The sequence below is a fragment of the Pedobacter deserti genome, assembly GCF_024436415.1.
GTDB lineage: Bacteria > Bacteroidota > Bacteroidia > Sphingobacteriales > Sphingobacteriaceae > Pedobacter > Pedobacter faecalis.
The window spans coordinates 2,235,351-2,259,598 of sequence record NZ_JAFMZQ010000001.1; the positions used below are offsets into that span (position 1 = coordinate 2,235,351).

The following is a 24,248-nucleotide window of genomic DNA, read 5'->3' on the forward strand; positions in this document are numbered from 1 at the left end:
TTATAATTTAAGTTACCTTTGTAAACAATTTAAAATATCATTATGCAAAAAGGAACAGTAAAATTCTTCAATCAGACAAAAGGCTTCGGTTTCATCGCTCCACTTGACGGCGGACAGGAGATTTTTGTACACGTTACAGGTCTTATCGACGAGATTCGCGATAATGACACTGTTAACTACGATGTAGAAGAAGGCCGTAAAGGCTTAAACGCGGTAAATGTAAGAGTAGCTTAAGAAGACTATATAAATTAATCGTGAGCATTTCCCAAAACGGGAAATGCTTTTTTATTTTGTAATTACTCATCATAGATGAGCTTAAATCATATTCAGCCTATGGCAAAATCGCAAGCGAGCTTTATGAAAAAGCAGTTGGAGACCAATAAGAGAAAAAAACAGGAAGACAAAAAGCAGCGGAAAGAGGAACGTAAGAAGAATTCTCCTGGTGGCGGATTGGAAAATATGATGGCTTATGTAAACGAGTATGGAGAAATATCATCAACACCCCCCGAAAAGCGTTAAAATAGTATGATCATTATTTTTTTCTTTGTGGCCCACTGGTTCACATCTTTGTTTTTTCAAACGTTCTTTCTGCACCGTTATGCATCCCATCGCATGTTTACAACCAGCAGGGCATGGGAACGGGTATTTTATATCATGACTCTTGTTTTTCAGGGATCGTCATTTCTTAACCCCCGCGCCTATGCATTGATGCACAGGGAGCATCATGCCTACAGCGACACTGAGCAGGATCCTCATTCGCCGCATTTTGTACGCGACGTTTTCCAGTTAATGATGATGACACTGCGTACTTTTAAAGATCATGAGCAACGTTTAAAGGCGCCTGAAGCACGGTTTGGCGGACATTACCCCGAGTGGCCGGTTATCGACCGTATCGGCTCTTCCATTGCTTCACGGTTATTTTTTGGTGTGCTTTATACAGTATTTTATATCGTTTTTGCTACAGAATGGTGGATGTTCCTGTTGCTTCCTGTACATTATCTAATGGGACCTATTCATGGAGCTATAGTAAACTGGTGCGGACATAAATATGGTTACGCAAACTTTGATAATAATGATAAGTCTAAGAATACCTCGCCGTTTGATTTCTTAATGTTGGGGGAGCTTTTTCAGAATAACCATCACAGATATCCAAATAGTGCAAATTTTGGTAAACGCTGGTTTGAAATAGACCCGGTGTACCCGGTTATGAAAAGCTTGCATTACCTTGGTATAATCAGGCTGCGTAAGGCCATTTAAATTTTTTTTCGTCGTGTGTAGCAAAAAGCGAATTAGGAACGTCTAATCAGAAACGATTACTCGAACAAAGCATACACACTATGGAACGTTTTCAGGCATTAACAAACCAGCAACAAGTTGCAAATCAAGACGCTTCGTCGCCTTTTCTAATTGTCGACAGTGACGATACCCAACGTATTCAATCGCTATCGGTCATGTTTCCCCGACTTGGAATGATGATTAAAAACAATAGGAATAAAAATCTGGTATTGAACTTCAGGGACGAAAAACAACGGTCATTAATTATTATGGTCGTTTGTAAGCCGCCTGTAGAAATGGCCAGTTGATATATATGAGATATTTTTTTGTAGTTCTTACGGTAGTTGCAGCCCTATCCGGGTGTAGCGTTAAGCGGGCGGGTCAGTCGGCTCACGTTTCATTGGCCGGAACTATTGAAGAGCTGGGCATGACGACCTTTCAGTATGGAACCCATTTATTAAAAACAGGTGACAAGTCTTATGCGCTTAAAAGTGACAAGGTCGACATAAACAAGTATGTTGGAAAGCCGGTTAGGCTGGAAGGCAAAGTGGTTAATGGCTATCCGGTTGAAAAAGGTCCACAACTGATTGACGTTAGCAAGATGACTGAGCGATAAACATGTTGGATATTATTTATCAGGATGATCACCTGATCGCGATCAATAAGCCGCACGGCTTGTTGGTTCACCGCTCGCCGATTGCAAGCGATGCAAAAGAATTTGCACTGCAAATGTTGCGCGACCAGGTCGGGAGACATGTTTACCCCGCCCATCGGCTTGACCGGAAGACTGGAGGTGCTTTGTTGTTTGCTTTTGATAAAGAAACTGAGATCGCTATGCAGCAACAATTTATGAATGGCTTGGTGACAAAGAAATATCTGGCAGTCCTGCGCGGACACGCGCCGGATCATCAAATTATAGACTATCCGCTTGCAAAGGAAAACGGTACGCTGCAGGATGCGACAACGGTTTTTACGACATTGAAGCGTGCGGAATTGCCGGTGCCTTCTGGAAAACACTCAACCTCAAGATATTCATTGGTGGAGGCCACACCCACAACAGGCCGTATGCATCAGTTGCGGCGCCATTTTGCGCATATCTTTCATCCGATCATCGGGGACCGGCCGCATGGCTGCAACAAACAAAACAAGCTTTTCAAAGAAAAATGGGGTATGACCACAATGCTCCTTCACGCGTCAGAGCTTTCATTTACGCACCCGGTAACGGAACATCCGATCATCTTGCGGGCAGGGCTGCGATCAGAGTTTAAGGCAGTGATGAATTTGATGGGCTGGTAAATGCCCGGTATCGTATATTTTGTTCGATATCGAACACTTCTTATCTGATTAATTATATGTAAGACATTGTTTAATAGGTCGTTATGATTGGTATCTGGATTGCCCCTTATGGGGAAACCAGACAATAATGGATAAACCAATCGAACAATCAGTTCTATTAAAGAAAAAGCGAAGAAAGATCGCTGTGATCGTAACAATCGTTCTGGCATTGACAGCTAGCCTGGTCCTGTTGCGAGGCTATATCAAGCCTTCAATTAAGCGCTCCTCTTTCACTACGGCTATTGCAGAAACCGGAGACATAGAAAATACGCTTGATGCCATGGGCGAGGTCTTGCCCGAGTTTGAAGAGGTATTGGTGAGCCCTATAAATGCTGCCGTGCGCGAAGTGCAGATGGACGCAGGCATGAAGATACGGTCGGGACAGTCCATTCTCACGCTTGACAAATCCGCTGCTCAAACTGAATATGAAAAGCTAAGTTTCCAGATCGAGTCAAAAGAAAATGAGATACGCAAGCTAAAGCTGGACCTGGACAAGAGCTTTTATGATATTAACTCGAACAATAAGATCAAGGAACTTCGAATCAGCAATTTTAAGGATGCAGTATCGAGTGCCCAGCGGTTGTATAAGGCCGGCGGTGGAACAAGAGAGGATATTGAAGCGGCAGAACTGGACCTAAAAGTTGCCATACTTGAAAAACAGCAACTTGAAAATGAAATTAAAAGCAAGCAGCAGACGATGAAGATCGAGATCAGGGAGGCTGAGATTGCGCTGGCGATTCACCGGAGTGATCAATTGGCTTTGAAAAGAAAGCTCGATCTGGCTAATGTGACCGCCACGCGGGACGGCGTAATTACCTGGGTAAATAAGAATATCGGAGCGAGCGTAAGCGAGGGAGACCCCCTTGCCCGTATTGCCAACCTGAGCAGCTATAAAGTCGCCGGTAGCATATCTGATGCACAGCTCGGTTCCATCAGATTGAATATGCCCGCCATTATCCGGATTAATCAGCAACAGCTTCGTGGAATTGTGAGCAATATATCGCCCTCGGTGAAGAACGCTATAGTTTCGTTCGACGTACAACTGGACGAAAAGAATAGCAAGCTGCTGAGGCCAAATATGAAGGTGGATGTGTTTCTGGTAACCGAAAAGCGAAACGGGGTAGTGCGTGTTGCAAACGGCGCTGCATTTAAAGGTGCCGACAGTCAGTATGCCTTTGTGCTGTCAAACGGAAGGGCATTACGGCGCGAGATAAAGACCGGTATGAGCAATTTCGATTTTATTGAGATTGTTAGCGGTATCAATCCGGGTGAAGAAGTCATTAATTCCGATATGGAAAAGTTTGAATATACCGGGGAAATAACTATACAAGACTAGAGATATGCGAGCCCTGTTCATCATTTTATTTCTCTCATTGCCCGGCCTGCCTCTTGTGGCGGCAGCCTCATCTACGGTCAACCTGCAGGATGATACGCTCCGGCTAAGCCTGAGTGAGGCAGTTGCCCGGGCAAAAGCCAATTCCATTGCTGCTAAACAAGCAATTACACAAAAAGAAACCAAATATTGGGAATGGCGGACCTTTCGGTCAAACTATCAGCCGCAACTGGCGCTGAGCGGCATTCTTCCTGGATATAACAAAACTTATGCACAGGTACTTCAGCCGAATGGAACAATCCTTTTCCAGCCGATCCGCAACGACAATTCTTCGCTTACGCTTGATTTTACGCAGAGTATCGCGGCTACAGGGGGGACTATATTTGGTACGACAGAGTTGCAGCGGTTCAGTGATTTTGATCGGAAGACCGTATTGTATAATGGTACGCCGTATGGCATAGGGTATACCCAGCCTTTGCTGCAGTTCAACCGCCTCAAATGGGATAAGAAAATAGAACCGCTCAAATATCGTGAAAGTCAGCAGGCTTATATTGAATCGCAGGAGGAGATTTCCATGCAGGTAGCCGAGTATTTTTTCGATTTGCTGCTTGCACAGGAAAACCTGCGCCTGGCTGAGAGCAATTTTGCCAATACAGAAAAGATCCTGAGCATAGCCAATACCAAGTTCGAATTGGGAAAGATTGCAAGAAATGAGATTTTACAGCTTCAGCTTGAGCGGCTGAACGCTCAGAAGGCCGTGGGCACCGCCAACCGTGATGTAGAGATTGCCACGCTGAATCTGAGAACCTATGTAGGGATCGAAGAGGGTGACCGCCTATCGGCGATCATGCCCGGACCGGTAGGAGATATCAGCATTCCCACAGAAAAGGTACTTGCCGAAGCCTATGAGAACCGCTCGGATGCCATCGCCTTTGCCAGACGTTTGGCTGAGGCAAAAAGGGATGTTGCAAAAGCGAAGGGTGAGAATGGTCTGAATGCTACATTGAACGCCAACCTGGGATATTCCAATGCGGGCAACCGCGTGTTCGATGTATACCGCTCACCAAAAAGTCAGCAATCGGTGGTACTGCAGCTTTCTATACCGATGCTCGACTGGGGACGGTCCCGTTCGAGAGCCAAAACCGCCCAGGCAAATGAGCAACTGGTGGTTTATGAGGTTGAGCAGGCGCGGCTGAATTTTAAGCAGGAAATTATTACACAGGTTACGCTTTTTGATATGATGAAGGAGCAAATGACGCTCACCGCACGTGCTGCGGAAATTGCGCTGGAAAAATACCAGATAGCCAGCGAGCGATATGTGCTAGGGAATCTCAGCATCACGGATCTCAGTATTGCCTTTCAGGAGAATGACCGCGCTAAACGCGATTATATTGCGGCGCTTAGAAATTTTTGGGGCGCATATTACCAGTTGCGGTACCTGTCGCTCTACGACTTTGAAAAAAATGAAAAGATAAGATATGATTAAGAACTATTATTATGATACAACTACAAAACATTGAAAAGGTGTACCGCACCGACACGGTTGAGACACTCGCCATTAATAACATTAGTTTGGATGTAGCACCGGGTGAATTTCTTTCCATAATGGGACCCTCCGGCTGTGGCAAAAGTACACTGCTGAATGTAATCGGACTGCTGGACGAGCCATCGAAAGGCTCGGTCCGGATAGACGGGCAGGAGGTTACCAGCTATGGAGACCGGCAGCTGGCACGTTTCAGGAATCAGAAGCTGGGATTCATATTTCAAAGCTATCACCTGATCAATGATCTGCAAGTGTTAGACAATGTAGAGTTGCCCCTGCTTTACCGAAACGTTTCGGCCTCGGAGCGCCGCAGGCTGGCTGCTGAGGCCCTGGAAAAGGTAGGGCTGAGCAACCGGCTTAAGCATTTTCCTACCCAGTTAAGCGGCGGTCAGCGGCAACGGGTTGCCATTGCGCGGGCCATCGTGGGCAACCCGCGGATCATTTTGGCAGATGAGCCCACTGGTAACCTGGATAGTGCCATGGGCAATGAAATCATGAATATACTCATCGGGTTAAATCAGAAGGAAGGCACTACCATTGTGATGGTTACGCATGATGAACAAATGGCGCTGAAAACACACCGCTTGGTTAGGTTATTTGATGGATCTCAAGTATTATAACTATGCTTAGAAATTATTACAAAATAGCGATTGCGGTGCTGAAACGGCGGAAGTTTTTTACTTTCATCAGCCTGTTCGGCATCAGTCTCACACTAACCGTGCTCATGGTTACGACCGCATTCATGGACAAGATGTTCAGCCCTGCATACCCCGACGTGAAAAGAGACAGGTCTTTATTTATAACGAATGGGTCGCTTACGAATACCAAAGAAGGCTGGTATAATGGTAGTTCAGTATCTTTTGATTTTCTTTATCACTATGTCACCAAGTTGAAGACGCCGGAAAAGGTTTCGATATTTACCTTCTCCAGTTCCACCAATGCCTATGTAAATAACCGGAAGCTTTCCATAGAATATAAGTTCACTGACGGCGCTTTCTGGGAAGTAGCCGAATTTAAGTTCCTGGAAGGGCGCCCCTATACAGAACCGGCAGTGGAACGCGCCGACCGCGTGGCTGTAATCACTGCACGCACGCGAAAGCGATATTTTGGCGACGATGCAGCTGTAGCAGGAAAATACATTGAGCTGGATAATGTGAATTACCGTGTTATAGGAGTGGTGGCCGACTTGCCCAGAAGCAACCGCAACTATTACAGCGATGTGTACCTGCCATACACGGTTTCCAAGATCGATTACCGGCGTGTGGGACAGCCCGGCATAAACAAGATATCTTTGGTCGACCGCTACCTCGGTGGATTCGGAGCTGTAATGGTGGCGCGTTCAGAATCTGAGGTGCCAAAGATGCGTCAGGAATTTAAGCAGATGCTTGCCAGATCGTTTAAGCCGGATACAGAATATGACAAGCTCTATATCCATGCGGATACGCCTTTCGAGGAATTTTCGAGAAACATTTTTGGCAACGACGAGAGCACCGGCCTGGCAGCAACCATAGGTGCCGGGATCCTGGTGGTGTTACTGTTTCTGTTGTTGCCCGCCATCAATCTCGTCAATGTCAACATTACGCGAATTATGGAGCGGTCATCAGAGATCGGCGTCCGTAAGGCGTTTGGGGCATCGTCCAAAACGCTCGTTTATCAGTTTCTCGTGGAAAATGTGATCCTAACCTTGATAGGAGGCTTGATCGGCTTGGTGCTATCGGCTATCTCGATATACTTCTTTAACCAGTCGAGCTTACTTCCCGATCTGGACCTGGCGCTCAATTGGACGGTTCTGGGGGCCGGTTTGTTGTTGTGCCTGCTGTTTGGGCTGCTTTCAGGTGTCTATCCCGCCTGGCGGATGTCAAGATTCAACGTGGTCCATGCACTGAAGTCACAATAATGGTATTTACACTTAAAAAGCACACATATGTTTAAGCATTTGTTTAAATTAATTTGGAATAAACGCCGGCAAAACTTTCTTTTCCTGTCGGAGATCTTCGTCTCCTTCCTGGTGATCTTTGCCTTATGTTCAATGTTGGTTTACTATTTAATAAACTATTCAAAACCACCTGGCTTTGAGTATGAACGCGTATGGAGCGTCCGGTATTCAAATCCATTCAAATCAGAAAACAAGGATTCGCTACAAGTATTTTATGAGAATATCAGACGAAATATCCTGGCGTTTCCGCAGGTTAAGGAGGTAACATTTACCAGTGCCAACTTTCCTTATTCTACCAGTCATTCAACAACCGGAATAACCTTTAAAGGTCAGCAAATAAGTATGCTCAACTTCTATCAGGTTGAAGATGATTATCAAAAAGTACTCAATATGCAAGTGCTGGAGGGGAGGTGGTTTAACAAATCGGACGCCTCTGGCAAAAAGGCCATCGTAATTAATTCCTCGATGGGAAAGAAGCTGTTTGGGGAAGAAGCCGCAGTTGGCAAGGTTATCGGCGACTATGACGATAAAAATCCGATGCGGATCATCGGTGTAGTGGCAGACGTAAAAGCAGACGGAGATTTTCAGCCTGCGGGTCCCGGGTTTTATAACCGTATGGACACAACAGCCTTCAACTGGATAGATCATATGCTCATACAGGTAAATGCAGATGCGGATGCGGCTTTCGAAAGCCGCTTAAGTAAGAAGCTCTCGCAGCTCATGAAAAATTCTGATCTTGAAATACAGCACCTGACGGAAATGCGCGACGCTAAGAATGGGAATACCGTCATGCCGATGATTATATGTTTAATGATCGCAGGTTTTCTGATCATCAATGTCGCACTAGGCCTCTTCGGCGTGCTATGGTACAGTATCAATCAGCGACGTGCCGAGATAGGTCTGCGTATGGCCATCGGTGCCAGTCGTTCTGCAGTATCCAAACAGCTTGTTGCTGAGGCGCTGGTATTAACGACCCTTTCCTTAGCGCTTGGGGTGTTCTTCGCTATTCAATTCCCTATTCTGCACGTTTTCAATGTTCCTGCGCTGGTATATATAATCGCGTTACTGACTGCCATGGCATTCGTGTACATCCTTGTCTTTATATGTGCGCTCTATCCGGGCAGACAAGCTGCGGCGATACAACCTGCGGTCGCACTGCATGAGGAATAATCAGCTATATTTGGATATGATTCTGATTGTCGACGATGATATCGCTGTGCGGACTTCCCTTGAGCTCCTGCTTGAACGCAGTGGTCACCAGGTGCTTACAGCAGACAACCCTGCAGATGCGCTATCTATCGTTGAGCAGGTGCGGCCACGTCTTATCGTCCTGGATATGAATTTTTCGATAGACACGTCGGGCCACGAGGGCATCTCATTATTAAAAGCCATCAAGGGAATAGCGGCTGATGTTCCGGTGATACTCATCACTGGCTGGGCCAGCATCGATCTGGCGGTACAAGGTATGAAACTTGGGGCTGCAGACTTTATACATAAGCCCTGGAGCAACGAGCTTGTATTACAATCGGTAGCCACCTTACTCGAACTCGGCGCATCGAAGCCCAGGCATGTGGGGAGAAAGGCGCTGGATGAGCAGTTCTACTTCCGGCAGATTGTTACGGAAGATCCTGCAATGCTCGATATTCTGGAAACTGTGGGCAGGGTTGCCGCCACCGATGCCTCTGTCCTGATTCTTGGCGAAAGTGGCACTGGGAAGGAACTCATAGCAGAAGCACTGCATGAAAACAGCAACAGGCGCGAACGGCCTTTTGTAAAAGTGAATCTGGGTGGTATCTCATCTACCTTATTTGAGAGTGAAATGTTCGGCCATGTAAAAGGAGCTTTTACCGATGCGCGTTTTGACCGTACAGGAAGATTTGAAGTAGCCCATAAAGGAACGATATTTTTAGATGAAATCGGTGAATTGGAAGCAGCAAGCCAGGTTAAATTGCTGAGAGTGCTTCAGGACCGCACCTATGAAGTACTGGGCAACAGTAAAAGTAAATCGGTAGACGTCAGGGTGGTGTGTGCAACAAATAAAAATCTCCCGGAGATGGTCGGTGCGGGCACTTTCCGCGAAGATTTGTTGTATCGCATCAACCTGATTACCATCAAGCTGCCGGCCTTAAGAGAGCGGAGAGGTGATATCCCTTTGCTTGTCGACTATTTTGTCAGAAATCTGCGCGAGATTTATGGCCGTCCCACGCTTAGTGTTGACCCTGCGGCACTAAAATGGCTTCAGCAGTCGGATTTCCCAGGCAATATCAGGCAGTTGAAGAATATCGTTGAAAGAGCTTTGCTGGTGAGCAGATCAACTAAGCTGGAAATCGCCGACTTTAAGGCGCAGCTTGACATGTCCGGCTCCGGTAAACGCACAACGCATCAATTGCCAGTGGTAGGAACTATGACTCTTGAAGAAATGGAGATCGAGATGGTCAGAAAAGCAATGAGTTTTCATAACAACCGGATAACAAAAGCTGCGGCCTCTCTTGGTATCACGCGGAATGCGCTGTACAGGCGGCTGGAGAAGTATCAGATACCTTTTCATGACACTGAAGACTAAGTATATATCTTTTATCGGCTTTTTACATCTCTTATTGCTGGTGTTGAGCTACCTCGCTTTCAGGGACGATATGGCATTGTTTCTCGTAATCGAGTTTATTGTTATTTGCGCTGCCGTGGTAGCAATAAGGTTGTACCAACAGTTGCTTAGCCCCCTTCAATTAATCAAGGAAGGGATAAATGCCATTCGTGACCAGGACTTCAATGTGCGTTTTGTACCCACTGGCAAACGCGAGGTGGATGAGCTTATAGAAGTTTATAACCAGATGATGGACGCTTTGAGGGAAGAGCGGACGAAGCAAAAAGCGCAGCATTTTTTTTTGGAGAAGTTGATTCATACTTCTCCTACGGGCATCATTATATTGGATTTTGATCAGCAAATTAAGACGATCAATCCTAAGGCAGCACTGATTTTAGCTGAGGACCAGAACGCCTTTATCCGTTGTATAATGACCATGAAGGTCGGCGAATCTCGGATGCTTAAGGTGGGGAGCATAAAGACCTATAAAATTCAAAAGTCAAATTTTATTGATCGTGGTTTTTCGCGGTTTTTTTTGATGATCGAAGAGCTAACTGCCGAAATTGCCGAGGCCGAAAAAAGTACTTATACCAAGGTCATAAGGATGATGGCCCATGAAGTCAATAACACGGTGGGCGCTGTAAATTCTATCATTGGTCAGGTATTGGTTGACGAGCGGTTTTGGCAGGATCAGCGTCCGGCCCTGAGAAAGGCCCTGCGTATTGCCTCAGAGCGGAACGAAAACCTGAATATCTTTATGCGGAACTTTGCCGAATTGGCTAAGCTTAGCCCGGCAAATAAGCAGCAGGTGGATTTTTGCCGTTTAATGGAAAATGTGATTAGCCTGATGCAGGTGTTTGCAGAGAGAGCGCAGGTGCGGTTCACGGCCGATTTGCCTTCATCCGCCTATTATATTCATGCCGACGCGCAGCAAATCGAACAGGTACTGCTTAACATCACAAAAAATGCAATCGAAGCTGTTGACGGGTCGGGCCTCGTACATTTTAGATTAGACGCGACTGCCCACATACTAAGCATCAGTGACAGCGGTCAGGGTATTCCAGCAGGAGTCCAGGATCAACTATTTAACCCGTTCTTTAGCACGAAGAAAGACGGTCAGGGTGTTGGCCTTACGCTGGTTCGCGAAATCCTGTTAAGTCATGGCTTTGATTTTTCCCTTGGTAGTCAACAGTTTTCCGATGAGCGTAGGCAGTTGCAAACAAGCTTTGTAATTAAATTAAAGCCTTAATTGAGCCTATATTCATATTCGTGTCATAACATCCCTTTCCAACCTTCATCCTGACTTTTATACTACAATATTCAGTAGTTGAGTAGTAACTTTGCGTCAATTTCATGGTCTAATTACCAAACAGCGAAATGAACGTAAACTCTTATTATACATATATATTGTCTTTCCTGATGCTTCTATTCAGTGCTGTAATGCCGGTGTGGGCACAGCAGACTGTGGTAAGTGGAACCGTCACAGATGCCTCGACCAGAGAAACTATTCCTTATACCAGTTTTATTCTGATGCCAAGCGGCAAGGGTGGTAAGACTGATGTTGACGGCAAGTACAAAATTACCTTAAACAGTGGGGATAGTCAGATCAGGTTTAGCTATATCGGTTACAAATCAGAAACAAGAGCAGTAAAACCAGGAGTTTCGCAGCAGATAAACATCCAGCTCCAGCCGGAAGCTATGCAAATGAATGAGGTGGTTATCCGGGGGGCTAAGAAGCAGCCCTATCGTAACAGAGATAATCCCGCGGTTGAGCTGATCCGGAACGTAATTGCCAACAAGGAAAAAAACAGGGTCCAACACTATGATCATCTGGCTTATCAGAAGTATGAGCGGATGCTTTTCTCTATGAGCAATGTGTCTGATAAGTTTAAAAGCAGGCGGATTTTCCGCCACATGCAGTTCATGTTTAAGGAACAGGACTCTAACAAAATAGGGGGCAAGCGCATGCTGCCTCTGTTCCAGCAGGAAAAGGTTTCCGACAATTATTACAGCAAGAATCCAGAGGAAACCAAAACGATAGTCCAGGCCGATAAACAAGTAAATTTCGACGACCGTTTTATTGATAATAAGGGTATCAGTTCATATTTCGAGCGTATGTATCAGGATATTGATATATACGACAACAACATTATGATTGTAAGCAATCAGCTGTTGAGCCCGATATCCGATTCCTCCCCGGCCTTTTATAAATTTTTTATAACCGACACGATTAAAACGCAGCAGCCGTACCTGGTGGAACTTTCTTTTACACCAAGAAACAAGATGGACCTGTTGTTTGAAGGAAAGTTGTACGTAACGCTTGATGGCAACTATGCTGTTCAGGGCGCCTTTCTTTCTGTAAATAAAAATATCAACCTGAATTTTGTCCGGGCACTAGAGGCGAAGCTCGATTTCGAGCAGAACCCGGATAAGCGTTACCGCCTGGAAAAAACAAATCTTGTGGTCGATTTCGGTATTACAAAAAATTCCGGAACAGGCTTTACAGCAGAGCGCACCGTAACTTACAGCAATTATAAAATCAACGAGCCATTTGCAGATCCAGTGCTCAAAGATGAAAACGTAGTAGTTGCAGCGGAAGCAGATAGGCGGAGCGACGAATTTTGGTCGGCCAAAAGGCCTGAGGCCACTGCAGCTTACACCGATCAGGTTTATAAAAACCTGGACACCCTGCAAAGTCTGCCTTCCTTTAAACGTACCATGGATATTGTCACGCTGCTTTTTGCGGGTTATAAGGATTTCGGACCGTTTGAGGTGGGTCCGGTAAATACCTTTTATAGTTTCAATGAAGTGGAGGGTTTTCGTCTCCGACTGGGTGGAAGAACGACGCCTGCTTTTAGTAAGCGCATTTATTTTGAAACCTACGGTGCCTATGGCTTTAATGACGAAAAATTAAAATACTTCCTGAGCGGTACGTATTCCCTGAACAGCAAGTCAATTTATGCTTTTCCGCAGAATTATATCCGGGCCAGTTATCAGCGCGACACACGTATTCCGGGTCAGGAACTACAGTTTGTGCAGGAAGACAATTTCTTTTTATCGTTTAAACGCGGTGAAAACAATATGATGTTGTACAATGACTTTTACCGGATAGATTATTTGAGAGAATTCGAAAACCACTTTTCATACAGTGTCGGTTTACGTAAATGGGTGCAGTCGCCTGCCGGTGGCTTATACTTCAATAACTCAGTCACCAATCAGTTCAGTCGTTTGTCTCAGATCAGCACCTCAGAAGTATCCCTGGAGCTGAGATATGCGCCGAATGAAAAGTTCTATCAGGGCAAAGTGTACCGTACGCCGTTAATAAGCAAGTATCCAATTTTTAATTTAGGATATACCGCCGGCATCAAAGGTGTGCTTGGGGGCGAATATAACTATCACAACTTGCGGGCAAGTATCGACAAACGTTTTTACCTGAGTCAGCTGGGCTATACCGATATGACACTCGAAGGAGGTTACATCTTCGGTCAGGTGCCATTTCCACTGCTTTCCATCCACCGGGCCAATCAGACTTATGCCTATCAGCTCAAGTCTTATAACCTGATGAACTTTATGGAATTTGTGAGCGATCACTACGCCAGCATCAATATTGATCACAGCTTTAACGGTTTCTTCTTCAACAAACTTCCTTTGCTTAAGCACCTTAAGCTGAGGGAAGTGGTATCCTTTAAGGCTTTGTACGGGGGCTTGAGGGATGAGAATAACCCAGCCTACAACAATGGTACACTTCAGTTTGTACGAAATGATGAAGGCGTTCCGATCACCAATTCCCTGAACAGCGAGCCCTATATCGAAGGAAGCGTTGGCGTGGCCAATATTTTCAAGATACTGAGGGTCGACGCCGTGAGGCGGTTTACTTACCTCGACAATCCAAACGTCTCAGAATGGGGAATCAGGGCGCGGGTCAAGTTTGACTTTTAGCCTATTCCTCCCGGTTTAGTTTTTCCTGCGGAGTGGCGCTTTTCGGCTGCTCCCTGGCCATGTTGTCTTCCATCTCGTCATCGCTGGTCAGGTTGGGCATGCGTTCCGGGTCGTCCGACTGGTCGCCGCTTCCCTGCTGTTGCGAGTAAGCTGCCGCATTGATGTCTGCTGCTTTATCGCCTGCACGCTCTGGTTCAAGGTTATTATCCAGGCGCTCGTTCCATTGGTCAAGACCCGTTTTGTTCTCTTTGTTTTCCATGTTAGTATTGTTTTATACATAACGGCCATACCCGCTATATTGTTTAGTGTGGTTATTTTCCTATTTTAGAGCAACCTTTACACACAACCAAATGAAATCAGTAAGTTTTTTGTTTTGCGCCTTCGTTGGCCTGTCCGGTTCTGCCTTTAGTCAGACACTTTTTAATCCCTCCGATCTAAAGCTCGTGAGCAGCCAGTTTTCCTTTACGGAGGGTCCGGCAGTCAATAAAAAAGGTGAGGTGTTTTTTACGGATCAGCCTAACGACAAGATATGGAAATATGGAACGGACGGGACATTGTCGGTTTACATGGATAAAACAGGACGCGCTAACGGATTGCATTTTGATCGTAAGGGCAATTTGCTCGCCTGTGCCGATGAAAATAACGAACTATGGTCTATCGACAAAAATAAACGTGTTACCGTGCTTATTGACGATCTGAACGGGCGCAAGCTAAATGGCCCTAATGACATGTGGGTCGATAAAAGCGGGGGCATCTATTTCACTGATCCTTACTACCAGCGCGACTATTGGACAAGGAAGAAGCCGGATCTCGAAGGCCAAAATGTGTACTATCTTCCAAAAGGGGCGAAGCGCTCTGCCAGCATCATAACCGTAATTGCCGACATGAAGCAACCGAACGGCATTGTTGGAACACCTGATGGGAAATACTTGTATGTCTCCGATCTGGGTGCCCAGAAAACCTACCGCTATACCATTTCCGGGAAGGGTAAGCTGGAAGAAAAAAAGCTAATGTTTAATAAGGGTTCCGACGGCATGACGCTGGATGAGCAGGGCAATATATATATTACCGGGGGTGGTGTTACAGTGTTTGATCCGAACGGGACGCAAATCGCCCATATTCCGCTCAAAGGCTGGACGGGCAACGTCTGCTTTATGGGGAAAGACAGGAAAACCCTGTTCATTACTTCATCAAAATCTGTTTATACCCTTCCTATGAATGTCAGGGGTGTTGAATAAGGCAGAAAGATTCCAGATTATATAGGACTTTTTTTTGTTCATGTTGTCTATTTATTGGAACTTGTGTATTATTATTCACTCGTTTAACCAAACATAACCAACATGACGAATGTAAACCTGGTTCGGGCTGCCGGCCGACGCCTTAGTTACGGTCTATCTATAGTATATTTGCTTTTCACCGGGTGCTCCCCTTCGGGACAGTCAGACTCGGAAAAAGTGGTCGAAAATCCGCTGTTCAAGCTGCTGGATGCCAGTCAGACCAACATCAGTTTTGCAAACACCATTGCTGAGAATTTTGATCAGAACATCTTTAACTATCCAGCCTATTATAATGGGGCCGGGGTAGCCGCGGGCGATCTGAATGGAGATGGTTTAGATGAACTTTATTTCTCGGGGAATATGGTGGGTAATAAACTATATCTGAACCATGGCAACATGCAGTTTTCCGACATCACAGATGTAGCCGGTGTTGCTGGCCGAGGTGCCGAAGGTTGGAAGAACGGTGTAAACATGGCTGATGTGAACGGTGATGGCCAACTGGATATTTATATATGCTACTCCGGTCTGCACGACGGCGAGGAGCGGAAAAACCAGCTTTTTATTCACCAGGGTTTGAATGAGAGCGGTATTCCGGTGTTTAAAGACGAAGCCGAGGCCTACGGTTTGGCAGATTCTGCTTACTCCACCCAGTCCTTTTTCTTTGACTACGACAAGGACGGCGATCTAGATCTTCTTCTGGTCAACGAAAACATAAAAGTATTAACCGAACTGGACGATGCAACCATTCAGGAGTACCGGGCAACTAAAGATCCGATGTCGGGAAGCAAGCTTTATCGCAACGAAAAGGGCCGGTTTAGAGATGTTACCGCATCTGCAGGAATTTCCAATTCCGTCCTTTCATATGGCTTAAGCGGAGCAATCTCCGATGTGAACAATGACGGCTGGCCGGATATTTATCTGTCGAACGACTATTCGATTCCAGATCATCTTTATATCAATAATGGTGATGGGACCTTTACAGATAAGCTAACCTCTACGTTAGATCACATCTCCATGTATTCCATGGGAAGCAATATCTCTGATATTAATAATGACGGGCTGCAGGACATCTATACGCTCGACATGATCCCTGAAGACAACAAGCGGCAGAAGCTTTTGCAGGGCTTTGACAACTACGAATACTTTTACATGAACCTTCGTAACGGTCTCTATTATCAGTATATGCGCAACATGCTGCACGTGAACAATGGCAACGGTGGCTTTAGTGAAGTGGGGCAATTGGCAGGTGTGTCTAATACAGACTGGAGCTGGGCGCCTTTATTTGCGGACCTCGACAACGACGGCCACAAAGATCTTTTCGTGACGAACGGATATCTGCACGATTTTACCAATATGGATGTGGTAAAGTATAATGAAAATTACTTCAGGAGCCTGAACGGACAGGTCGAACCAAAGCATATTCTGGATATGCTTAGTAAACTTCCATCTTCCGACGTTAAGAATTATATCTATAAAAACAATGGCAATCTAACCTTTAGTAACAAGATCGCAGAATGGGGGATGAACGAGCCTTCCAACAGTAGTGGTGCCATTTACTCCGACCTGGACAATGACGGCGATCTTGATCTTGTGGTGAGCAACCTCAACAAGCCAGCCTTTATTTATCAGAATCAGACCGATACGGCAAACAGTTATCTGAAGGTCAGGCTGGAAGGGTTGAAGGGCAATACGGACGGTCTGGGCGCAAAAGTGACCATATACCACAAAGGGAAATTGCAGCTGCTCGAACAGAGTCCGGCACGCGGCTACCTGTCCAGTGTTACGCCTACGCTTCACTTTGGCGTCGGAAAAACGCAGCAAATTGACTCCCTGAGGGTGGTATGGCTCAGCGGCAAACAGCAAGTGCTCACAAATGTGGCTACCAGCCGCTTGCTCATCCTGAACGAAAAGGATGCCGCCGGTAAATATTTTCCGCCTAAACCTGCAAAGCCAGTATTTGAAGAGATTACTTCGCCTGTGGGTTATGCCCAGGAAAAAAACAGGCGTAACGACTTTAAACGGCAGCCTTTACTGGTCAACGCCATCTCTTTCTCAGGTCCCTGCATGGCCAAGGCAGACGTGAATGGCGATGGCCTCGAAGATGTATTTGTAGGGGGCGAAGCGAACCAGCAGGGCGCCTTGTTTATCCAGCAAAAGAATGGCAAGTTCTCCGTAACAAACCCTTTTGGGGCCGACAAGGGAAGTGAGGATACCGATGCCTTGTTTTTTGACGCAAACGGCGATGGGAAACTCGATTTGTATATCGTGAGCGGTGGGTATCATGACTTTCAGGAAAATGATCCTCTGCTGCAGGATCGTCTGTATCTGGGCGATGGAAAAGGCGGATTTAAAAAGTCGACCGGTACGCTTCCGGCGATGGCTTCAAGCAAGAGTTGTGTAGTTGCAGGCGATTTCAATGGCGACGGCAAGGCCGACCTTTTTGTTGGCGGACGGGTTATACCGGGCAGATTTCCAGAAACACCTAAAAGTTACCTGCTTATTAATGACGGCCGTGGGAAATTCAGTGACCGTATAAAGCAGCTTGCACCAGAACTTGAATTTGCGGGCATGGTTACCGATGCTGCTGTTACAGACCTGAATGGCGACAGGAAGGCGGATCTTATTGTGGTGGGCGACTGGATGCCGGTTACTGCCTATATAAATGAGGGCGGAAGGTTAAAGGACAAGACCGATCAGTACTTCGATAAGAAATATAGTGGGTTTTGGAATACGTTGCAGCTTGCAGATTTGAATGGCGATGGCAGGCAGGACTTGGTCATCGGCAACCTTGGCTTAAACAGTCAGTGCAAGGTAAGCGACTCAGAACCCGCCGAGCTCCTTTATAAAGACTTTGACGACAATGGGGCTGTAGACCCGATCTTGTGCTTTTACCTGATGGGCAAGAGTTATCCTTATGTAACGCGCGATGAAATGTTGGATCAGATGAGCGTTATGAGGCCCAGGTTTCCTGATTATAAGAGTTACTCGGAAGCCGGTTTGAAGGAAATCTTCACTGAGGAAGAGTTGGAGGGCGTAAAAAAGCTCAGTTCCAATTATCTGAAAACCGCCTTCTTTGAACGGACAAAAGATGGAAAATTTGCGCTAAGAGAATTGCCGGTTGAAGCACAGTATTCACCAGTATTTACCATAACGCCGGCAGACTACGATAAGGATGGCGTTAAAGACCTGATTCTCTGCGGAAACCTGAATCAATCGCGCCTCCGCTTCGGTAAATACGACGCCAACCATGGTGTCCTGCTTAAAGGGATTGGTGGAGGAAAGTTCAGGTATATACCCCAAGCAGAGTCTGGTTTTAAGATAAAGGGAGATGTCCGCAGTGCCTTGATGGTTAACAACACCCTTCTTTTAGGCGTCAACCAGGATAAGGTGAAAGCATACCGGCTAAGCGGTAACTAATCGTAAGAACCAATCATAAAAACAAACTATACAAACCAAAAATGAAAAAAATCTTTATTAAACGTTACGCAAGACTCTCTGCGGTATTCTCGCTGGTACTTGCAACAACAGCGGTGAGTACGGATGTGCGCGCACAAGGCTGTGTGGCCATCAGAAGTACAGGTGGCATCTGTGCCATGACCGAGCATCCTGATGAAGAACTTGGCAGCAGTGGTGGATGGGTATTTAACGCCAATAACCGCTACTTTAAATCAAACAAGCATTACAAGGGAAGCGACTATCAGGAAGAGCGTATTGAGCTTGGTACTGAAGTTATCAATTACCAGTATGCCTTAGATTTAGCTCTGACGAGATTATTCAACAGTCGCTGGTCTATGATGATCGATGTACCAATTTTGGCAAATAAGCGTACCTCACTTTATGAACATAACCGAGTCAGCAGACATGCGATGCATTCCTACGGGCTCGGCGACATACGTATAGCGGGGTATCGCTGGTTACTAGACCCCGCTAAAAACAGAAAGGGAAACATACAGTTAGGGCTTGGGCTCAAGTTGCCTACCGGTGATTATAAGTACCAGGACTATTGGCATAATGTCGGGCCGGGAGACACTAAGGAGTTGAGAACAGTTGACCAGTCTATCCAGTTGGGAGATGGTGGACTAGGCATAACTGCTGAGGTAAACACCTATTATAATTTGGCTCCACATTTTGGGTTATACGGAAACCTGTATTACTTAAGTAACCCAAGAGGTCAGAACGGGGTTAGAACCTACAGAGAACTTGTTAGTTCAACGCTATATAACGAAACGATTATGAGTGTTCCAGATCAATATATGGCACGTGCTGGTGTAAACTATGCGGCTGGAAGTTTGGTTGCAACCGCAGGAGCGAGAATAGAAGGCATTCCAGTTAGGGATTTGATTGGTGGAAGTGGCGACTTCCGCCGCCCAGGGTATATCTGGTCGGTTGAGCCGGGTCTTACCTATCAATTCAAGCGTGCTGCTATTTATGCTACTGTACCGGTCGCCCTGTACAGGAACAGGACGCGTAGTGTGACTGACATAGAGCGATCTACACCTACGGCGAGAGCGCATGGCGACGCCGCATTTGCAGATTATTCCATAAACGCAGGTATATCCTTCAAACTTTAAGCATTTGCCGGTGATATTGCTTATCTTGTCATGCGTGGATCGTATGTACAGGGCATGAAATATCACCGGCTGCTTTTTTTTGCATTTCCTTTATTCACTGGTTCTGCCGAAGTCTCCCCTATAACGTTCGACCCAATTACAGTCGACATTACAAACGTAAAGCAAATACCCACATCATGCGGACAGAACAATGGAGCTGTTACAGGCATCGTAACTGATGCTACCGACTTTCGCTGGTTTGTAGAGGCAAACCCCCAGGTTACCGTCTCCACTGATCTGAATCTGATCAACGCCTCTCCTAATTTTTACATGCTCGAGTTGAGCAATACGAGCGGCAGTGATACCACCATAGGGCCTTTTCATGTTACCCAAGGAAGTCCGGCGATCGAACTATCTGCCCAGCCTGCGATCAGCGCAGATTTCTGTAATCTGCAAACCGGTAGCATACGGGGTCTCAGAGTCAGTTCGCCGGTCAAAAGTTACGCCTGGCGAAACAGTTCAGGCCAGCTGCTTGGCACTAGTGCCGACCTTAACGGCATGCCAGCCGGGCAATATTCACTCAGGGTGGAGAATGAAGATTGTTCAAGGGATTTTCAGTTCAGCATTCCCGCACAGTCGCGTCCGATAGCCGCTCCAACTGTGGACGATATACTGATGTGCGCTCCGGGCAACGTCTTGATTCGGATAACTGCCTTGATCCAGTTTGTTGACGCCCCCCCTGTCTACCGTCTTTATAACGCTGCGGGAACATTAATTCGGGAGAGCGCGCAACCAGCATTCCGAGTCAATATCGATAGGGCCGGCGATTACTACGCGGCAGTAGCCTCAGGCAGTTGCGAGAGCCAGCGCACACTGTTCAACATTAGCTTTGGCGCGCTTGGCCTTGGCATTCCCACCGCTTTCAGTCCAAATAACGATGGCACTAATGACGTCTGGCAAATCAAAGGACTTGAACAATACGACCGCCCGCAGGTGGTGGTATATAACCGTAACGGCGGCATTGTTTTCGAAAGCCGTGAGCCCCTTAAAGCATTTGATGGCAGGCGAAACGGCAAGGATTTACCTGTAGGCGTTTATTTTTACAGGATCGTTATCGCCGGGAACTGTCCGCCTGCTACCGGAAGCTTAACCATCGTTCGCTAATTGTCCAAACCGGCCACAACTTTAGTGTTTGATTTTTAATAAGTCCTTGTTATATTGCGTTTATAACCAATTATCCCTGTACAGCTGAATATGCGCTCCCATGAACGACTATAAATCATATAATGATTACGAATTGTGCTCAATGTTCGTGTCTGGCGACGATCGTGCTTTCAGGGAAATTTACATCCGTTACGACAAACCCCTGTATTTGTATGCCTACCATAAAGTAGGGAATAAGGAAGAGTCGAGAGATTTAGTTCAGGACGTTTTCGCCTGGATGCTCGCAAACCGGACGCGCTTAGACCTCAATACGACGCTCTCGGGCTATCTTTATAAGTCAGTGTTAAACAAGATTTATAATTTATATAAGCACAAGGGCGTAAAACTGAAATATTCAGAAGACAATCCCTTTAATGATCAGGAAGCAACCGGAACAGATTTTCTGATCAGGGAAAAAGATATCCGTGTGATGATTGCACAAAGTATCGCAGCGATGCCCCCGAGGATGCGTGAGATCTATGAGTTGCGCAGCAATCAATACATGACCGCCAAGCAAATCTCTGAGTATTTGCAAATTGCCGAAGGTACCGTAACCACGCAGTTGAAACGCGCGTTCAAACACCTGAGGCTTAGAATAGGCGGACTAATGGCGTTTTTTGGTTTTTTTTAATTTTTTTTCAAGCACGTGTACCCATATGGTTCTTTAGGATTGCCTTTATTTAAGAAGACGGCATGAAATGAATAAAGAAACCAATAACGAACAACGTGAAAAGTATTACCTTCACTATTTCAGAAGGACTGATATACCTGCGCTAACCGAAGAGGAGCTGGAGCAGGAAAGCGCTGAGATTTATGCCAGAATCCGCCCGGCTCAGGTTGGCAGACCAAGGCGCTTATGGTATGCCGCCGCTGCTATTGTTGCCACACTGGGTATAGGCCTGGTCGTTCATTCATCTGCAACGCGAGATATTGCTGCAAACCCGTCACTGGCCGCAACGCCGGGTGCAGAGATAGGTCCGGCTGTACGAGCTGCAACACTGGAACTGGCCGATGGAACACGGCTGTCGCTTTCGGGACTTAAAGATGGGCACATCGCCGGTCAGCGCGGTGTCAGTATATCCAAACTGTCGGGAGATATTCTTTTATATACCAAACAGGCAGCGACGCCTGCTGAAGAAAATACCATAGAATTCAATACGCTGTCAACTGTTAAAGGGCAGCAATACCAGGTCTGTTTACCAGACGGGACGAAGGTTTGGCTTAACGCCGCCTCGTCTATTACGTTTCCTGCATCTTTTGCACATCAGAAACGCCGGGAAGTTAGGCTCACAGGTGAAGCCTACTTTGAGGTGGCAAAAGATAAAGAACACCCATTTATTGTGAATACCCAAAAGCAGAAAGTAGAAGTACTGGGTACGCATTTCAACATCAGCGCATATGCTGATGAGGCCACTGCGAAAACCACTTTGCTTGAAGGTTCTGTTCGGGTGTCGAACGAGCGGGAAACAAGAGTATTGCTGCCCGGCCAACAGTCTCAGGCTACAAAAGGTGATATCGCCGTGTCCCGTACCGATCTGAAAGAAAGTGTAGCCTGGAAGAATGGGGAATTTATTTTCAATAACGAAGCACTTTCAGATATTCTAAAAGAAGTCGCACGTTGGTACAGCATAGAAGTGATTCAGCTTGCAGACCATAAAGATCTGAGGCTTAGCGGAACCATATCCCGTACTAAAAACCTTTCTACAGTACTCAGAGCATTGGAAATGACCGGCAACATCACGTTCAGGGTAGAAGGGAAGAAGGTTTATGTTGTAAAATAGAAGCTGTGAGATATCCGATTGTTTTCGTCTTTTGCCTGGTGGTTACGCTAAACGCAGTAGCACAAAGGATCACCATCAACGAAAAAGCAATATCTCTGCCGGCCCTGTTTAAAGAGATCAGAAAGCAGAGCGGCCATGATTTTTTATACAACCAATCTGCAATTGCCCAGGTAGGACCTATCGCCTTGCAAAAAAAAGATGCTACGGTACAGGAAGTGCTCGACGCGGCTTTGTTTAACCAACCTTTGCAGTATCTTATTGAAGATAAGGTTGTGATGATCACGGAGAAAAATACCACAGGTGCAAAAAGTGGTTTTGCCATATCCGGTCTGGTCAGAAACAAGCAGGGCGAGACACTTCCTGGCGCAGCAGTTTTGGTAAGTAATTATCAGATAGGTGCCGTCGCAGACAATGAAGGCTGCTTTAAACTGCCACTTGTCAGGCCCGGAAATTATACATTGGTGATTAAGATGATAGGGTACCAGCCTAACGAACAGACGGTGACCATCAGCAATCGCGACATCAAACTGGAGATCGTTCTGGATGAGGATGTCAACGTTTTGCGCGAAATAGTGGTAAAGCCCGACCGCTACTGGCTTGCACGTATGAGGGTCTTCCAGGAAAACTTCATCGGTACATCACCCAACGCTGCAGGGTGCAAAATATTGAATCCGTCGGTTGTCTCCTTTGAATATGACGACGAGCAACGCATTTTGAAAGCCAGGGCCGACGACTTCATTGTCGTAGAAAACAAAGCCCTTGGTTATCGCATTCGTTATTTTTTGAAGTATTTTGAACGGGACGATGAAACCCAGGTCGTCCGCTTTTTCGGATATCCATTTTTTGAGGAGCTGGAGGAATCGCGGGCTAAGAGGAAGAAGTATCATAAAAAGCGGGAGACCGCTTACAACGGCTCTCCGCAACACTTTTTTTCAGCGCTGTTCAGCAATACCTATGCAGATCATGGTTTTGTTGTAAACCGCATGATCAAGTCGAAAAACCCGGAAAAGTTATCCGACAGCCTGATTAACCGGAAGATTGAAATGTTCGCCAAAGAGGTAAAGAGTCGCAAGGAGCGGCGACGCAGAATGGATTCCCTTGCGCTGTACCTTAAAATGAAAAGCGCGCCGGATACCGTGGAAATCCTGATCAGGGAAGACATTCCCACACATGAACTGGTAAAACGCAAGTCGGCCGTACTTCGCGAAATTGACTTCAAAGACGCGCTTTACGTGACCTATAAAGGCGAGCGTGAAACAAAAAGTTACGCCAAATACTCCGGCTATAAGATCAAACGTCCGGATGATCTGGCTCCATACCAGGTTTCACTGGTGTACAGAACCGCCCCGGAAGTAGATTTCTTTGAAAACGGGGCGATTTATGACCCAGGTTCGCTGCTTTACGAGGGCATGTGGGGATATGAACGCGTCGCTGATATGCTGCCGCTGGATTATCAGGCTGAACCTTAAAAGTTCAAATAACTAACCAGAAAAAA

At 46.2% G+C, this 24,248-nt stretch carries 22 protein-coding genes; 21 read left to right on the forward strand and 1 reads right to left on the reverse strand.

What is annotated here, in order from left to right; all coding sequences use genetic code 11:
* Positions 1-42 precede the first annotated feature (42 nt).
* The 14 genes from J3P40_RS10185 (at position 43) to J3P40_RS10250 (ending at position 13,942) form a co-directional block, all read left to right on the forward strand.
* On the forward strand, positions 43-234 hold the full coding sequence (locus J3P40_RS10185) for a cold-shock protein (protein WP_256005129.1): 192 nt from the start codon (positions 43-45) through the stop codon (positions 232-234).
* A 99-nt stretch (positions 235-333) separates the two neighbouring features.
* Positions 334-519 (forward strand): hypothetical protein, encoded by a 186-nt coding sequence (locus J3P40_RS10190; RefSeq protein WP_256005132.1) that lies wholly within the window; start codon positions 334-336, stop codon positions 517-519.
* Between the two features lie 6 nt (positions 520-525).
* A complete protein-coding gene (locus J3P40_RS10195; RefSeq protein ID WP_256005135.1) occupies positions 526-1,257 on the forward strand; it encodes an acyl-CoA desaturase in 732 nt (243 codons plus the stop codon).
* An 80-nt stretch (positions 1,258-1,337) separates the two neighbouring features.
* Positions 1,338-1,583 carry a hypothetical protein gene (locus J3P40_RS10200; protein ID WP_256005138.1) on the forward strand — a complete coding sequence of 82 codons (246 nt, stop codon included), beginning with the start codon at positions 1,338-1,340 and terminating at the stop codon, positions 1,581-1,583.
* 5 nt (positions 1,584-1,588) lie between these two features.
* On the forward strand, positions 1,589-1,891 hold the full coding sequence (locus J3P40_RS10205; RefSeq protein WP_256005140.1) for a hypothetical protein: 303 nt from the start codon (positions 1,589-1,591) through the stop codon (positions 1,889-1,891).
* Between the two features lie 2 nt (positions 1,892-1,893).
* Positions 1,894-2,571, forward strand: a complete 678-nt coding sequence (locus J3P40_RS10210; protein WP_256005141.1) for a pseudouridine synthase — start codon at positions 1,894-1,896, stop codon at positions 2,569-2,571.
* Positions 2,572-2,698: 127 nt separating this feature from the next.
* A complete protein-coding gene (locus J3P40_RS10215; RefSeq protein ID WP_256005142.1) occupies positions 2,699-3,946 on the forward strand; it encodes an efflux RND transporter periplasmic adaptor subunit in 1,248 nt (415 codons plus the stop codon).
* A gap of 4 nt (positions 3,947-3,950) precedes the next feature.
* Complete coding sequence (locus tag J3P40_RS10220) at positions 3,951-5,429, forward strand: TolC family protein (RefSeq protein WP_256005145.1); 1,479 nt, start codon at positions 3,951-3,953, stop codon at positions 5,427-5,429.
* 11 nt (positions 5,430-5,440) lie between these two features.
* Positions 5,441-6,106, forward strand: a complete 666-nt coding sequence (locus tag J3P40_RS10225; protein WP_256005148.1) for an ABC transporter ATP-binding protein — start codon at positions 5,441-5,443, stop codon at positions 6,104-6,106.
* A gap of 2 nt (positions 6,107-6,108) precedes the next feature.
* Positions 6,109-7,383, forward strand: coding sequence for an ABC transporter permease (locus J3P40_RS10230; RefSeq protein WP_256005150.1), 1,275 nt, complete (start codon positions 6,109-6,111; stop codon positions 7,381-7,383).
* Between the two features lie 27 nt (positions 7,384-7,410).
* A complete protein-coding gene (locus tag J3P40_RS10235) occupies positions 7,411-8,592 on the forward strand; it encodes an ABC transporter permease (protein ID WP_256005152.1) in 1,182 nt (393 codons plus the stop codon).
* Positions 8,593-8,608: 16 nt separating this feature from the next.
* The gene (locus J3P40_RS10240; protein WP_256005155.1) at positions 8,609-9,985 is read left to right on the forward strand and encodes a sigma-54-dependent transcriptional regulator; all 1,377 of its coding nucleotides are present in this window, start codon (positions 8,609-8,611) and stop codon (positions 9,983-9,985) included.
* Positions 9,969-11,252, forward strand: coding sequence for a sensor histidine kinase (locus tag J3P40_RS10245; RefSeq protein WP_256005157.1), 1,284 nt, complete (start codon positions 9,969-9,971; stop codon positions 11,250-11,252). The genes J3P40_RS10240 and J3P40_RS10245 overlap by 17 nt, the downstream gene beginning before the upstream one ends.
* A gap of 128 nt (positions 11,253-11,380) precedes the next feature.
* Positions 11,381-13,942: a DUF5686 and carboxypeptidase-like regulatory domain-containing protein gene (locus tag J3P40_RS10250; RefSeq protein WP_256005160.1), complete on the forward strand. Its 2,562-nt coding sequence runs from the start codon at positions 11,381-11,383 to the stop codon at positions 13,940-13,942.
* 1 nt (position 13,943) lies between these two features.
* Here the strand turns inward: J3P40_RS10250 and J3P40_RS10255 are convergent, their stop codons facing one another.
* Positions 13,944-14,201, reverse strand: a complete 258-nt coding sequence (locus J3P40_RS10255) for a hypothetical protein (protein WP_256005163.1) — start codon at positions 14,199-14,201, stop codon at positions 13,944-13,946.
* 91 nt (positions 14,202-14,292) lie between these two features.
* On the opposite strand from J3P40_RS10255, the gene J3P40_RS10260 reads away from it, so the two are divergent.
* The 7 genes from J3P40_RS10260 to J3P40_RS10290 all read left to right on the forward strand — a co-directional run bounded on the left by J3P40_RS10260 (position 14,293) and on the right by J3P40_RS10290 (position 24,222).
* Positions 14,293-15,180 (forward strand): SMP-30/gluconolactonase/LRE family protein, encoded by an 888-nt coding sequence (locus J3P40_RS10260; protein ID WP_256005165.1) that lies wholly within the window; start codon positions 14,293-14,295, stop codon positions 15,178-15,180.
* Between the two features lie 102 nt (positions 15,181-15,282).
* Positions 15,283-18,636, forward strand: coding sequence for a VCBS repeat-containing protein (locus J3P40_RS10265; protein WP_256005168.1), 3,354 nt, complete (start codon positions 15,283-15,285; stop codon positions 18,634-18,636).
* Between the two features lie 41 nt (positions 18,637-18,677).
* The gene (locus J3P40_RS10270; RefSeq protein WP_256005170.1) at positions 18,678-19,790 is read left to right on the forward strand and encodes a hypothetical protein; all 1,113 of its coding nucleotides are present in this window, start codon (positions 18,678-18,680) and stop codon (positions 19,788-19,790) included.
* Between the two features lie 54 nt (positions 19,791-19,844).
* Positions 19,845-20,933 (forward strand): T9SS type B sorting domain-containing protein, encoded by a 1,089-nt coding sequence (locus tag J3P40_RS10275; RefSeq protein WP_256005173.1) that lies wholly within the window; start codon positions 19,845-19,847, stop codon positions 20,931-20,933.
* A gap of 100 nt (positions 20,934-21,033) precedes the next feature.
* On the forward strand, positions 21,034-21,603 hold the full coding sequence (locus tag J3P40_RS10280) for an RNA polymerase sigma factor (RefSeq protein WP_256005176.1): 570 nt from the start codon (positions 21,034-21,036) through the stop codon (positions 21,601-21,603).
* Positions 21,604-21,670: 67 nt separating this feature from the next.
* Complete coding sequence (locus J3P40_RS10285) at positions 21,671-22,753, forward strand: FecR family protein (protein ID WP_256005178.1); 1,083 nt, start codon at positions 21,671-21,673, stop codon at positions 22,751-22,753.
* A 5-nt stretch (positions 22,754-22,758) separates the two neighbouring features.
* Complete coding sequence (locus J3P40_RS10290; RefSeq protein ID WP_256005181.1) at positions 22,759-24,222, forward strand: carboxypeptidase-like regulatory domain-containing protein; 1,464 nt, start codon at positions 22,759-22,761, stop codon at positions 24,220-24,222.
* Positions 24,223-24,248 lie beyond the last annotated feature (26 nt).